Source organism: Sorangium sp. So ce367, assembly GCF_051520455.1.
Taxonomy (GTDB): Bacteria; Myxococcota_A; Polyangia; order Polyangiales; family Polyangiaceae; genus Sorangium; species Sorangium cellulosum_B.
Genome location: NZ_CP150334.1, coordinates 2948790 through 2961298, shown reverse-complemented (window position 1 = coordinate 2961298; position 12509 = coordinate 2948790). Strand labels below are relative to the sequence as shown.

Annotated in this window: 13 protein-coding genes; 4 read left to right on the top strand and 9 right to left on the bottom strand. The window is 71.0% G+C overall.

Annotated features, from left to right (window positions below):
- Nucleotides 1–104: 104 nt before the first annotated feature.
- On the bottom strand, nucleotides 105–827 hold the full coding sequence (locus WME97_RS11550) for an SAM-dependent methyltransferase (protein WP_437551951.1): 723 nt from the start codon (nucleotides 825–827) through the stop codon (nucleotides 105–107).
- 199 nt (nucleotides 828–1026) lie between these two features.
- Between WME97_RS11550 and WME97_RS11545 the strand changes: the two genes are divergently transcribed.
- Nucleotides 1027–1707 (top strand): hypothetical protein, encoded by a 681-nt coding sequence (locus tag WME97_RS11545; protein ID WP_437551950.1) that lies wholly within the window; start codon nucleotides 1027–1029, stop codon nucleotides 1705–1707.
- A 124-nt stretch (nucleotides 1708–1831) separates the two neighbouring features.
- Nucleotides 1832–3070 carry a hypothetical protein gene (locus WME97_RS11540; protein ID WP_437551949.1) on the top strand — a complete coding sequence of 413 codons (1239 nt, stop codon included), beginning with the start codon at nucleotides 1832–1834 and terminating at the stop codon, nucleotides 3068–3070.
- A 99-nt stretch (nucleotides 3071–3169) separates the two neighbouring features.
- On the opposite strand, the gene WME97_RS11535 is transcribed toward WME97_RS11540, so the two are convergent.
- Entirely contained in the window at nucleotides 3170–4261 is a 1092-nt protein-coding gene (locus WME97_RS11535) for an SDR family oxidoreductase (RefSeq protein ID WP_437551948.1), read from the bottom strand.
- A gap of 59 nt (nucleotides 4262–4320) precedes the next feature.
- On the opposite strand from WME97_RS11535, the gene WME97_RS11530 reads away from it, so the two are divergent.
- The gene (locus WME97_RS11530; RefSeq protein ID WP_437551947.1) at nucleotides 4321–5274 is read left to right on the top strand and encodes a LysR family transcriptional regulator; all 954 of its coding nucleotides are present in this window, start codon (nucleotides 4321–4323) and stop codon (nucleotides 5272–5274) included.
- Between the two features lie 88 nt (nucleotides 5275–5362).
- Here the strand turns inward: WME97_RS11530 and WME97_RS11525 are convergent, their stop codons facing one another.
- Both WME97_RS11525 and WME97_RS11520 read right to left on the bottom strand, forming a co-directional pair.
- Nucleotides 5363–5947, bottom strand: coding sequence for a malonic semialdehyde reductase (locus tag WME97_RS11525; RefSeq protein ID WP_437551946.1), 585 nt, complete (start codon nucleotides 5945–5947; stop codon nucleotides 5363–5365).
- Nucleotides 5948–6005: 58 nt separating this feature from the next.
- A complete protein-coding gene (locus WME97_RS11520) occupies nucleotides 6006–6434 on the bottom strand; it encodes a DoxX family protein (RefSeq protein WP_437551945.1) in 429 nt (142 codons plus the stop codon).
- 77 nt (nucleotides 6435–6511) lie between these two features.
- Between WME97_RS11520 and WME97_RS11515 the strand changes: the two genes are divergently transcribed.
- Nucleotides 6512–7498, top strand: a complete 987-nt coding sequence (locus tag WME97_RS11515; protein WP_437551944.1) for a LysR family transcriptional regulator — start codon at nucleotides 6512–6514, stop codon at nucleotides 7496–7498.
- A gap of 102 nt (nucleotides 7499–7600) precedes the next feature.
- Here the strand turns inward: WME97_RS11515 and WME97_RS11510 are convergent, their stop codons facing one another.
- The 5 genes from WME97_RS11510 to WME97_RS11490 form a co-directional block, all read right to left on the bottom strand.
- Nucleotides 7601–8503, bottom strand: coding sequence for an SDR family NAD(P)-dependent oxidoreductase (locus tag WME97_RS11510; protein ID WP_437551943.1), 903 nt, complete (start codon nucleotides 8501–8503; stop codon nucleotides 7601–7603).
- A 31-nt stretch (nucleotides 8504–8534) separates the two neighbouring features.
- Nucleotides 8535–9524: an AraC family transcriptional regulator ligand-binding domain-containing protein gene (locus WME97_RS11505; RefSeq protein WP_437551942.1), complete on the bottom strand. Its 990-nt coding sequence runs from the start codon at nucleotides 9522–9524 to the stop codon at nucleotides 8535–8537.
- Between the two features lie 466 nt (nucleotides 9525–9990).
- On the bottom strand, nucleotides 9991–10500 hold the full coding sequence (locus WME97_RS11500) for a transposase (RefSeq protein WP_437551941.1): 510 nt from the start codon (nucleotides 10498–10500) through the stop codon (nucleotides 9991–9993).
- On the bottom strand, nucleotides 10383–10709 hold the full coding sequence (locus WME97_RS11495; RefSeq protein ID WP_437551940.1) for a hypothetical protein: 327 nt from the start codon (nucleotides 10707–10709) through the stop codon (nucleotides 10383–10385). The genes WME97_RS11500 and WME97_RS11495 overlap by 118 nt, the downstream gene beginning before the upstream one ends.
- A 321-nt stretch (nucleotides 10710–11030) precedes the next feature.
- Entirely contained in the window at nucleotides 11031–12305 is a 1275-nt protein-coding gene (locus WME97_RS11490) for an MFS transporter (RefSeq protein ID WP_437555362.1), read from the bottom strand.
- Between the last annotated feature and the right edge of the window lie 204 nt (nucleotides 12306–12509).

The following is a 12509-nucleotide window of genomic DNA, read 5'->3' as shown; positions in this document are numbered from 1 at the left end:
GCATTCCGCCACACGCTTCCCCTTCTCCCTTACCGCAGCGCCGAGCCCTGCCGGGTTGACCAGGAGCAACATCGGGCGGAGCCGCGGCCCCGCGTGTCGCCGCGTCACGCGCCGAGCGTGGATGGCTCGTAGCGCGTCACCCAGGTCTTGATTTGCAGCTCGCAGAAGATCAGGCGAGGCGCAATGAAGCCTGCCTGGGCCAGGAGCGCGAAGACCTCGGCGTCCGAGGCCGGCATCTTCAACGACGCCATGGCCTTCCGTCGTTGCTCCGCCGCCTCGGGTGGCCGCCCCTCCGCGAGGGCCCGCCGGTCCTCGACGGCGCTCAGCAGCGGATCGTCTCCCGTCCGACAGCCGATCACGAAGGGCGCCCCCGGCTTCAGACGCCCGGCGACCTCCCGCAGGAGCTCGAGGCGCGCCTCATCGCCCGGGACGTGGTGCAGGACGCCGATCATCTGGGCGCCGTCGAACAAGGGCCCGCGCGCGAGATCGCGCAGCTCGCAGGCATGCAGGCTCGTCCGCTCGAGGAGGCCTTCCGCCGCGAGCTTCTCGCTCGCGACGGCGACCATCTCCGGCGAGGGGTCGACGCCCGTGAAACGAACGCCGGCCCCCGCGTAGCGCGCGAGCGGCTTCACCTCGCTCGCGGTGCCGACGCCGACGATCAGCAGCGACGCGGCTTCCTCGTCGGGGAGCGCAGCGGCGATCACCTCGGCGATGACCTGCTGCATGACGCCATAACCCGGCCAGAAGCGGCGCACCTGGTCGTCGTAGCTCAAGGCTCGCTCGCGCCCGAAGTTCACTGCGTGTTTCCCGTGCTCGTCCGTCTTCATCACGCCTTCTCCTCGGCGGACGGTCGCCCGGACCGTCTCCAGCAGAGGAGTATCACCCCTCGTGCAGCCTCGACATGGCGGGGGTTTCGATCCGATTGGCAGGGCTTTCTGTCGCACCGCCCGCGGCCTTGAGCCCACCCGTGCCGGCGCGAAGGTTCTCGCCCTGGCCAGGCGGGGCCCTCTGAGCGATCATGCCCTCGTGGAAGCCCTGCTCCTCTCCGCGCTGGGTGTCGCGCTGACGCTCTGCCTCGGCGGGGTCGGGCTTCGATGGGCGCTGGGGCGCGCCGAGCGAGAGCGCCTGCGCCGGGCGCGGGTCGAATCGATCGCGCAGCTGCGGCCAGCCCGCTTTGCCGCCGCGAGGGGCCGAGCGGTGCCCGTCGGCGAGCCGCTCGTTTCGCCCTTCAGCGGGCGCCCGTGCGTCGCCTTCCGGGTCGTGCGCTGGCGGCAGGAGCGCAAGGGCGGCTTCGGCCCCAACGGCATGGGCTTCGTCTGGGTCGTCGACGACGACGCCGAGTGGGCCCCCGACTTCGCCCTCGACGACGGCACGGGCCAGGCGCTCGTCCGCCCGAGCGGCCACGTGCGCTTCGACCTCGCGGACGCCGAACCGCCCCCGGACGCCGCCGGCCACGTCGACACCTTTCGCAAGCGCTACGGCCACGAGCGCGCGTCGTTCTTCGCCGGCTTTCACGGCGCGGTTCGCTATCGGGAGACGGTCATCGAGGTGGGGCAGCCCGTGCTCGTCGCGGGCACCGCCGCCGCCTCGATCGGGCTCGACGCGAACGACGAGCGGGACGGCCATCGCGCGTCGCCGCGGCCGATCGAGCTTCGACCCGGCGACGAGCCGCTCTACATCGGCGACGGCCGACGACCGGACGCGTGATCCCCTGTGCCGGGAGGCAAGCGCGGCGGCGTGCGCAGGCGACGCCCCTCTCGCCGCGATGCTGCATGGCGACGACATGGCGAACCTGCGGACGTGAGGCACGAGGTCCGGTAGGATGAAAGTGATGCATCTTCGCCGAGGCCTTCCCACGCTGCACGCCGCAGTCACTGCGCTTGTCTTCTCCGTCTCCTCCGCGAGCGCCGGCGCGGCCCCGCTCACGGAGGGGAACCTGCTCGTATCGCAGGACAACATGATCATCGAGTGCACCACGGCAGGCGACGTGGTTCAAACGTTCGCGGTGCCCTACGGCGGCGGCGGCGCGCGGCCGGGAACCGAGTGGGTCCGCGATCTCGTGGTGGACGCGACCGGGCTGGTCCACACCTATGATGGGACGTTCGATCCGTTCCTGAGCATCCTCGACCCCGTGGGCGCGACCTGGTCCGCATTGACCGACCCGGAGTGGAGCACGGCCAACAATGTCTCCTACGGCGGAATCGCCACCTTCCGCGGCTACACCTTCGTCACCAACATGTCGACGGCGGGGGATCCCGCAACAGGGGTCGTCCGGTTCGAGCTGGCCACCGGGACCGCAACCAGCTTCGCGAGCGGGAGCGCACCCATCGATCTGACGCTCGGGCTGGACGGCCTGCTGTACGTCCTCGCGGGGGAGCGCAGGGTCGAGGTCTATGCGCCGTCCACGCTCATGCGCGTGCGGACCTTCGACCTGGCCTTCCCCTGCCGCGGGATCGCCGTCAATGCCACCGGAGACGTCTTCGGCGCCTCCTGGGACGGGAGCATTTATCATTTCGATCCGGAGGGGGCGCTGGTGGCAAGCATCATCGCGGACCTCGGTAGCCTCTCGGATCTCGATCTCAACGATGACGGGAAGATCGTCGTGGGCAGTCGACTCAGCGGTGTCATTCAGACCGACGAGACGCTGAGCAGCGTGACCACGTTCTCCTTGGGGCGCTCGCAGACGTTCGTGGCGTTTGTCAAAAGCAGCGACGGAGGCGCGGGCGGCGGCGACGGCGCGGGCGGCGGCGACGGCGCGGGCGGCGACGGCGGCGCGGGCGGCGACGGCGGCGCGGGCGGCGACGGCGGCGGCGACGGCGGCGCGGGCGGCGACGGCGGCGCGGGCGGCGACGGCGGCGCGGGCGGCGACGGCGGCGGCGACGGCGGCCAGGGATCAGGCGGTGAGACGAGCGCATCCAGCGCCGGTGCCGGTGCCGGCGGCGCTGGCACGCCCGAGGAGGACGGTGGGTGCGAATGCTCGATGCCGGGTGGCCAGGCACCTGGGCGCCCAGGTCTACTCCTCATGACGGTCGCGGGCGGACTCGCCTTCAGGCGACGCAAGCGTGCTTGATCGGCGTCCCGAGCGCGGGCGCGCGTCGCCCGCCTCGACCGAGGAGCGGCGGCCGGGCGCGAGCGGCGCCGAGCCGCCGGCGGCAGCCCCGATCGCGGATCAGGCGACGGAGGACGCCGGCCGGCGGCCGGGCGCATTCCCGGGTGTGGCGTCGAAGCGCGTCGCCACCAGGTAGTCGCACCAGCGCTCCACGCTGGTGTGGATCGGCGGCATCACCAGACCGACCGCGCGGGCGTGGGCTTCGGCCGCGCTCGTGTCATACGCATCCTCGGCGAGGAACGACAGGCTCTCTCGCTTCACCCCGGTGAGCGCCTCCGGCAGCAGGCGCACCAGGCCGAGGGGCAGCACCCACGCCGGGGGGCTGCGCCTCAGGTGGGCGGCGATGCCGCGGACCAGCGCGGGCAGCCGCGGAGTCGCCTGGTCGAGGACGCAGAGGTCCTGTTCCGCGGTCTCCGGGCGCTCGGGCACGCTCGCCAGGAAGCGCGCCAGGTAGTCGACGGTCACCAGCGGCAGGAAGGTGCGCTCGCTGCCGACAAGGGCCGGCAGGCGGCCCCGCCAGAGCTGCTCGACCATCTCGCCGACGCCCGTGAGCTGCGTGGTCTCGCCGGTGCGCGAGTCGCCGATGACGCTGCTCGGATGCACGGCCGTCCAGCGCAGCCCGCGCTCGGCCGCGAAGCGGCGTACGGCGAGGAACGACTCGTGCTTCGACCCCTCGTACGCGCCGTGATGGCGGTAGAGCCGGTCCCGCGCTCGCTCCGTCAGCACGCTCTCCGCGCCCGGCCGGGCGCTCGCGTGCATCATGCGGTAGCCGCCGAGGTAGACGAAGCGCCGCAGGTGGGGCCGCCCGAGCGCCCACTCGGCCGCGTGCAGCGAGCCCTCGACATTGCAGCGCCGCGCCTCCTGCACGCCGAGCCCGAAGGCGAAGCGCGCCGCCAGGTGATAGACGTCGCGCACCTGCTCGAAGCGCTCCGACAGACCGAGCGACGCCGCCTCGACATCGCCCTCGACCACCAGGAGCCGCCGCGAATCGCCGCCGTGCGCGTCGACGAACGCGGAAAGCTCGGCGGCCCGCTGCCGCGCCCGGCGCACCGGCGCTGCCACGGCCTTCGTCCGGGTCAGCTCGGCCAGCAGCCAGCGCCCGATGAACCCCGTACCCCCCGTCACCATGACCTCGACATCGCACGCTCTCATAGGCGCCCAGCATGCCCCGCTGGACCCATGAGGAAAATGGGATGTATCTCATGCCAGGCATGAGCGAGATCGATGTCCGGAGCATCAACCTGAACCTCCTCCCCGCCCTCGAGGCGCTGCTCGTCGAGGGCAGCGTCAGCGCCGCGGCGCGCCGCGCCCACGTCAGCCAGTCGGCGATGAGCCACTCCCTCGCGCGCCTGCGCGAGCTCTTCGGCGATCCCCTCCTCGTCCCGCTCGGCCGCGGTCTCACCCCCACCCCGCGCGCGCTCCAGCTCCGCGCGGCCCTGCCCGCCGCCTTCGAGCAGCTCCGCCGCGCCCTCGCTTCCCCCGAGCCCTTCGATCCGCGCACCTCGGCGCGCACCTTCCGCGTCGCCACCGTCGACTACTTCGAGCTCACGACGCTGCCCGACGTGCTCGACCACCTGGGCGAACACGCCCCCTTCGTCCGCCTGGAGATCGAGCGCTTCTCCCCTGACGTCACCCCCGCGCTGGTCCTCGGCGACATCGATCTGGCCCTGGTCGGCGCCTCGCAGCCTGTGCCGGCCGCCGGCCTCCGCCGCGCCCCGCTCTACCAGGATCCCTTCGCCGTCATGGCCCGTAAAGGCCACCCGGCGATCAAGCGCCGCCTCGATCTCGACACCTATGTCGCCCTCGGCCACGTCCTCGTCAGCGTCGAGGGCCACCGCGACGGCGCCGTCGACCGCGCCCTGGCCCGCCTCGGCAAGACCAGGCGCGTGGCCCTGCGCCTGCCTCACTTCATGTCCGCGCCGCTCGCCGTGCGCAGCTCCGACCTCCTCTGCACGATCCCGAGCAGCGTCGCCCACCGCGCCCGCGAGCTCTTCGGGCTTCGGGTGTTCGCGCCCCCCTTCGAGCTGCCCGCCGCCCAGGTCGTCGCCGTGTGGTCGCAGCGCCACGACGACGACCCGGCGCAGCGCTGGTTCCGCGACCTCTTCTTCTCGGGCCGCGCCCTCTCGCCGCGCCTGCGGGCCCTGGTCCGGAGGGGCGCGGCTTGATCCGGGGATGTGCCGGCCTCCGTCTGCTTGAATGCGCCGAGCTCCGCGTGAAGGACCTCGACCCCGAGCGCCGCGAGATCCTCGTCGACTACGCGATACGGCAGGCCTCTTCGAAATCGAGGCGGGGGTTGCGCGGGTAGAGCTTCGCCGGATCGCCGTGGCCCAGGTTGATGAGGAGGATCGATCTCCACGGCACGTCGGCGAAGAACGCGGCGTCGACCTTCTCCCGGTCGAAGCCGCCCATCGGCCCGCAGTCGAGCCCGAGCGCGCGGGCCGCGAGGATCAGGTAGCCGGCCTGGAGCGAGGCGTTCTGGAGGAGAAAGAAGTCGCGCTGCTCCGGCGGCATCCCGGCGAGGGCCTCGCCCATCGTCGGGCGCGCCGGGAAGAGCTTCGGCATCTTCTCGTGAAAGCGCGTGTCGTAGGCGATGATCGCGGTGACGGGCGCGCTCATGGTCTTCTCGACGTTGCCCTCCGCGAGGCAGGGGCGCAGGCGCTCCTTGGCCTCAGGGCTCTTCACGAAGACGAGCCGCGCCGGCACGCTATTGGCCGCGGTCGGGCCGAGGCGCAGGGCCTCGTAGAGGCGGTGCAGGGTCGCGTCGTCGATGGACTCGGCGAGCCAGCCATTGTGCGTGCGGGCTTCGAGGAGGACTTGCTGGAGGAGTTGGTCGCTCATGATGCTTTCTCGGTGGTACGTGGGTGAGGTGGGGCGAAACGTGCCGTGAGATCCCGCCTCAGGTCGCGAGCGCGTGCTCGCCGACGCGGGCCTCGGTCTCGGGCCTCGGGGAGCTCGCGAGCCTGCGGCTCTCTGGGCGCAGCGCCCAGGAGGCGGCGGCGATGGCGACGAGGAAGAGGGGCGTGAGCACCTTGCCGGCGCCGTCGCCCACGGCGGCGTGGGAGGCGGCGGCGCCGGTGAGATCGAAGAAGATGCCGGCGTACGCCCACTCCTTGAGGCGCGGGAAGCGCGGGGCGAAGAGGGCGACGGCGCCGAGCACCTTCCATGCGCCGAGGAGGGTGGCGAAGTAGGCCGGGTAGCCGAGGTGCGCCATGCCCTCGAGGACCTGGGGGGAGCCAGAGAGATCGGCGAGCCCGCCTGCGGCGAAGGCGAAGCCGAGGAGGCCCGTCGCGATCCAGTAGCCGATGGTGCGTGCCTTGTCGTTCATGAGCGAGCATCCTGAGGCCTCGACACGCCTGTAACAATGCATCAACAGTTGGAAGCACCTGCCAGGATTTGATCCAGATGGACGACCCCCTCGAGACCTCCGAGCTCCTCGCCTTCTCGAAGACCGTGGAGGCCGGATCCCTGTCCCGCGCCGCCGCCGAGCTCGGCGTCCCTCGCGCCACCATCAGCCGCCGCCTCGCGCGGCTGGAGGAGCGGCTCGGCGTGCGCTTGCTCCGCCGGACGACGCGCAGCCTCGCCCCCACCGACGCGGGCGAGGCGCTCTACCGCCACGCCCGCGCCGTGCTCGACGCCGTCCACCACGCCGAGGCGAGCGTGCGCAAGGCCGACGGCGCCGTGCGCGGCGAGCTGCGCGTCTCGGTGCCGCCGATGGTGGACACGAGCTTCAGCGCGATGCTCTGCGATTTCGCGCGGCGCTACCCCGAGGTCCGCCTCCACGTTTACAGCGCGACCCAGCACGTCGACCTCCAGCGCGGCGGCTACGACGTCGCGCTCCGCGCGAGCAGCGCGCTCGAGCCCGGCCTCGTCGCCCGGACGCTGGCGCGCATGCCGCTCCTCGCGGTCGCCTCGCCCGCGTACCTCGAGGCCCGCGGCACGCCGCGCACGCGCCGTGATCTGCGGAGCCACCGCTGCATGATGGGCTTCGCCCGGGGGGAGCTGCCGCAGACGTACTGGCCGTCCTCCGGCGGCAAGTTCCAGGTCGAGGGCGCGCTCTTCACGAACGACCTCCTCCTGCTCTGCGACGCCGCGCTCCAGGGCCTCGGCATCGCGCTCTTGCCGGAGCAGGTCGTGCGCCCTCACCTCGAGAGCGGCGCCCTCGTGCACGTGCTGCCAGGCGCGATCCAGGCGGACTCGCACATCGCGGTGGTCTACGTGGAGCGGGAGTTCATGCCGCCGCAGCTCCGCGCCTTCATCGACGCGGTGATGGCGTGGGGAGGGGAGAACCTCCTCCCGCGGGCGGACGCGCCGAAGCCGAAGCGGGCTGCGAAGGGCGGCCCGCGCCCGCGCTCGAGAGCGCCCGGCGGCGCCCGGCGCGCCTCCGGATAGCCTTGCCCCACAGGCTGTGGAGGGAACGCGGTCCTTCGATAGAGCCCCTCGCGACATCCGGGGGTGAGTGAAGGTCCATGGTGTCCTCGCGTTGCGCGCTCGTCAGTTGTGGTGCAGCTCCAGCATCGCTCGCCCCACGTCGGTGTCGGCGAAGTCGGGTATGCCGTCGGCGTCGGTGCTCGCGCTGAGGGCCCGGTGGGCATCATCGCTGGCACCGAGCTCTTGCAGCGTCAGCCTGGCGAGCACGTACGCGTCGCTCCCCAGCAGCAGGCGCCGCGGCTGCCTGTCCATCGACGCAAGCTCGAGCAGCGCCTTCGCGGCCTTCTCGGGCACGCCGCGCGCCGCGCCGGGGTTGCCCCGGAGCCGCTTGTTGGTCGCGCCCACGGTGGCTTCGTAGTCGAGCTGCGACGGGTAGATCGTCATCGAGCTGCCAGCCCAGTCGGTGCCAAAGCCGCCCGGCTCGACGATGGTGACCTGGATGCCGAGCGGCGCGACCTCGTTGAGGACGACCTCGCTGAAGCCCGCGACGGCGAACTTCGCCGCCTGATACGCGCTCAGACCCGGCGTGCCGCCGCGCCGTCCGCCGATGGATCTGATCTGCAGGATACGCCCGCTGCGCTGCTCGCGCATCACGGGCAGCACCGCGCGCGTGACATGGACTACGCCGTAGAAATTGGTGTCGATCTGCGCGCGGAAATCGTCGAGCGGCATATCTTCAGCCGAGTCGACGTTCGCGTAGCCCGCATTGTTGACGAGCACGTCGATGCGACCGAAGGCGTCGACCGCTTCCTTGACCGCGCTCACGGCCTGCTCGGGCTGCGTGACGTCGAGCGCCACCGTCTTCACGCGGTCGCCGTGCTGTTTTACGAGGTCATCGAGATCGGCCGGCTTGCGCGCCGAGGCGACGACGCGGTGCCCGGCGGCGAGCACGGCGAGGGCGAGGGCGCGGCCGAGCCCCCGCGAGCTTCCGGTGATGAACCATACTTGCGAGTTGTTCTCCGTCATGCACGAAACATCGTGCGCGAGGCGCCAGCGATCAAATCCGATCGCGCCACAAATGAATCGAATCGCGCCAGCGGTTCGGGGTCGTCCCCTCCCAGGCTCGGAACGCCCGCGTGAAGGAGTTGACCTCGTCGAAGCCGAGCAGGAAGGCGATCTCGTTGACGTCGATGTCGTCGGTGCGCAGGAGGCGCAGCGCGGCGCGGTGCCGGGCCTCGTCGAGCACGCGCTGATAGCTGACCCCCAGCTCGCCCAGGCGCCGCTGTAACGTGCGCGTGCTGAGCGACAGCTCGCGCGCCACCTTCGCGATGCTCGGCCGCTCGCCCGCCATGCGGCGAGCGACCACCGCGCGGACCTGCTCGACGAACGAACCGTGCTCGAGAGGCGCGAGCTGCTGCTCGAGGCTGGGGACGAGCACCTGCAACAGGTCGGCGTTGTGCGTGATGAACGGCGTCGTCAGGAGACGCTCCTCGAGGACGAGCGCGTCGCGCTTCGCGCGGAACCGCAGCGGACAGCCGAAGAATCGCAGCAGCATCGGCTCGTCGCTGCGCGCGCGAGAGAGCTCGACGCGCTTCGGCGCGAGCGCGAGCCCGCTGCCTCGCTGCAAGAGCACGAGGAGCGAGGCGAGCGATGCGTCGACCAGACGCGGGGGCATGGGGCCTGGCGCGTGCAGGTAGGTCGTGTGGATCACCACCTCTTTCCCCGTCGTGTCGATGGCCATGTCCTTCGGCCCGCAAAGCCGCTTGTAGCGGGCGAGCTTGGTCAAGGCGGTGCCGAGGTCGGGAGAGTGCAGCGCCGCGAGCGACGAGATGTCGTACTCGTGCACCTGCGTCTCGATCGCCAGACGAAGCCCGACGTCGTGCGGCGACGACGCGCCGAGCGCTTCCCAGAAGGTGATAAACTGCGCGGTGCTCAGCTCGCCGCTGGACGGCGCCCGCGCGGCGGCGGTCGCGTGGGGCACGTTCGCGCCGAGGCGCGCGAGCCGAGCGCGCACCGCTGACGAGAGGCGGACGACGTCACCGTTCATCGCGAAGAACCTAGCGAGGTCGAGCCGTCACGACCAGTCCGATCGCGCCAACCAGAGGGCGACGGCGCGGCTCAAGGTGCCAGCAAGCTCGCCGTCAGGGGTCGCGCGTCCGTTGGACGCTGTAGAGTTTGCCCCCGAACATGATGCTGCCCTTCGCCTCCTGCTCGTCGACGGCCACATCGAAGCTGAACTCATCTGGATCACGTCCGTTCCCGAGGGGAATTTGTAGTTCCCGACGTATCCCTCCCAGCCCGCGAGGAACAGCGCGGCCGCGCTGGATTCCTCGTTTTCGGGGCTGGATTCACCGCTGCCGATGGGCCGGTCCTGCGACTGACAGCCGGTGTTCTCGAGCTAGGCGGCCGTGAAGAGCCCCGCAGGCTGAGGAGTGAAGGTGGCGCCTTCGATTCATAGATACACTATTGATATAGCGTCGTCTTTCCAGGAGGGCCGGATCGCATAGAAGTTGTTAGAGCGGTTTTCGTTCGAGTGCGGTACACCCAGCATTCGGCGGGGGACGGGCTCGACCAACGCGCGCAGGAGCCTGCGACCGGACTGGGCGCCGCCGAGTAGGACGACGAGGTTGCCGGACGTAGCCTTTCAGCGCGAACCAGCCCTGCGCGTCCTGTCGGAAGACCTTGTCGACCCCATGGACCATCGCGTCGTAAACCGCCGGCACGGTGCGCGGAGCGGCGGCGCGAAGTGCCTCCTTGACCTTGGAGCCGCAGTTCTCCACCGGCGACAAGTCCGGCGAGTAGGCGGGCAGAATCCAGTAGCGGACGCCTCGGGTACGAAGCGCCTGGCGCACGCCACGTAGGCGATGCGCGCCAAGGCCGTCGACAATGACCACGTCTCCGCGCTTCACAGCGAGCTCCGACGCCACGAGCACGGGGACGTCCGGCGGGGGCGGCGGCTTGCCCGCTTGCGATGATGGGCAGATCTTCTGCTCCGGATCCTGCGCGGACACGAGCTCCGGCATCGCCCACGCATCGTGAGCGAGCTGATCGAGTCGGCACCACTCATGGCGTGTCTGTCGGATCGCGAGCGGCTTCTCCGCTCGATGCTGCGCCGTGCGACCGGGCAATGTGCTCTTGTCTTTGTTGAGCTCCTCGTGACGGTGAGCGACTCGTCCACGAGGACGTCGTCGCCGAGCTCGACCCAGTTCGGGTGTGCGTAGAAGTCCTGCACCGCGTGAAGCGAACGGGAAAGGGCCAGGCGACACCTCGCCACGCGCGTCCGCGCAGGGCGCGTGTTGGTCGAGGCTCCTTCCGGGCGAGTTTGCGGTGCAGGACCGTGGTTATCGGCTTGGCCTGCCCAGGCCGCACGGCACCACCATCACTGCGTCATGAACCGTCCGCGCGACGCGGGCGAGGTCAGCGCTCTCTCCGCCACGCGGACGGAGCCCACTGCACTGCCACGCGACATTCGCTCGCTGGCCTTGCGGACGCTGGGTAGAAGTTGCGGATGCTGGCGGCGGCCTGCGGCCGCCAGGCCTGATCCGCCGGCGCCCTACCAGCCTGCCAGCCGGGGGACGAGCACCCGGATGCTGACGCCGGCGATGAGCAGGCAGCCGGCCAGAAACAGCATGGGGGCGAGCTGGCTGCCGGTCGCGTCGTAGATGCGCGGCACCACGTTCTGGGCCACGAAGCCGCCGAGGTTGCCCACCGAGTTGATGGCGGCGATGCCAGCGGCGGCGTGCGGGCCCGCGAGGAGCTTCTGGGGCACGCTCCAGAACACCGGCTGGCCGGCGAAGATGGCGGCGGCGGCGACGCACAGCAGGGCGAACTTGGGCGCTGCGCCCGGCACGACCACGCTCAGCACCAGGGTGACGGCGCCCAGCAGCATGGGGCCGGAGATGTGCCAGGCGCTGACGCCGTTGCGGGCGGCATGGCGCGGCACCCACCAGAGCGCCAAGGCGACGAAGACCCAGGGGATGACGTTGATGAAGCCGTTCTGGATGTTCGAGGCGCCGAAGCCCTTCACGAGGGTGGGCAGCCAGTAGCTGAGGCCGTAAGCGCCGAGCGGCAAGCCGACATACAGGCCGGCGAGCGCCATCACTCGTATGTCCAGCAAGGCCCGCCAGGGGGAGCCTTCCGCCTGTTGGCGGGGCTCCGCGGCGAGGGTCCTGGCGAGCCAGGCCTTCTGGTCGGGGGTGAGGAAGCGGGCCTGCTCGGGGTGGCTCGGCAGGCGCCAGAGGACGTAGGGCGCGAGCAGGACGGCGGGAGCGCCGGTGGCCACGAACACCCACTGCCAGCCAGCCAGTCCCAGGAGGCCGTTGAGATCGAGCAGCGCGCCGCCGATGACCGAGCCCACCGCGTTGGCCACGGCGCTGGCCATCATGAAGGCGCCGATCATGCGGGCGCGGTGCGCATGCGGGTACCAGAGGGTCAGGACGTAGAGCACGCCCGGGAAGAAGCCGGCCTCCGTCACGCCCAGCAGGAAGCGCAGGACGAAGAACATGGCCGGACTCTGGGTGAACCCCAGCGCGATGGTGACGAGGCCCCAGGTGCCCATGATCCGGCTGAACCAGACCCCGGCGCCGACGCGGACGAGGATCAGGTTGGCCGGCGCCTCGAACAGGAAGTAGCCGAGGAAGAACAGCGAGGCGCCGAGGCCGTATGCGGCTTCGGTGAGGCCCAGGGCGCCCACCATCTCCAGCTTGGCATAGGAGACGTTCTGCCGGTCGATGTACGCGATCAGGTACATCAGGCAGAAGAGCGGCATCAGGCCACGGGTGATCCGCTTCAGGGTCGCGGCGCCGATGTCCGGGATCGCGACGCCCATGTCCGGGGCCGCGGGGCCCATGTCCGGGGCCGCGCCCCCTGCGTGCTGCATGCCATCCTCCAATCCTCTCGATAGGCTAAGAAATCCAAACTCGATCCGAAAGTCAAGCTCCTCTCGTAGCGGCCGTCCAATCGTACAGCCACGCTGCATGCGATGGTTGACATGCGCTTGGCTGTGGGTTGCCGTGTCGCCGCTCCGCGGAGC

Coding starts and splice junctions, on each gene's coding strand:
- WME97_RS11550 (WP_437551951.1), bottom strand. CDS start 827: ATGAAGACGGACGAGCACGGGAAACACGCAGTGAACTTCGGGCGCGAG.
- WME97_RS11540 (WP_437551949.1), top strand. CDS start 1,832: ATGCATCTTCGCCGAGGCCTTCCCACGCTGCACGCCGCAGTCACTGCG.
- WME97_RS11535 (WP_437551948.1), bottom strand. CDS start 4,261: ATGAGAGCGTGCGATGTCGAGGTCATGGTGACGGGGGGTACGGGGTTC.
- WME97_RS11530 (WP_437551947.1), top strand. CDS start 4,321: ATGAGCGAGATCGATGTCCGGAGCATCAACCTGAACCTCCTCCCCGCC.
- WME97_RS11525 (WP_437551946.1), bottom strand. CDS start 5,947: ATGAGCGACCAACTCCTCCAGCAAGTCCTCCTCGAAGCCCGCACGCAC.
- WME97_RS11520 (WP_437551945.1), bottom strand. CDS start 6,434: ATGAACGACAAGGCACGCACCATCGGCTACTGGATCGCGACGGGCCTC.
- WME97_RS11515 (WP_437551944.1), top strand. CDS start 6,512: ATGGACGACCCCCTCGAGACCTCCGAGCTCCTCGCCTTCTCGAAGACC.
- WME97_RS11510 (WP_437551943.1), bottom strand. CDS start 8,503: ATGACGGAGAACAACTCGCAAGTATGGTTCATCACCGGAAGCTCGCGG.
- WME97_RS11505 (WP_437551942.1), bottom strand. CDS start 9,524: ATGAACGGTGACGTCGTCCGCCTCTCGTCAGCGGTGCGCGCTCGGCTC.
- WME97_RS11500 (WP_437551941.1), bottom strand. CDS start 10,500: ATGCCGGAGCTCGTGTCCGCGCAGGATCCGGAGCAGAAGATCTGCCCA.
- WME97_RS11490 (WP_437555362.1), bottom strand. CDS start 12,305: ATGGGCGTCGCGATCCCGGACATCGGCGCCGCGACCCTGAAGCGGATC.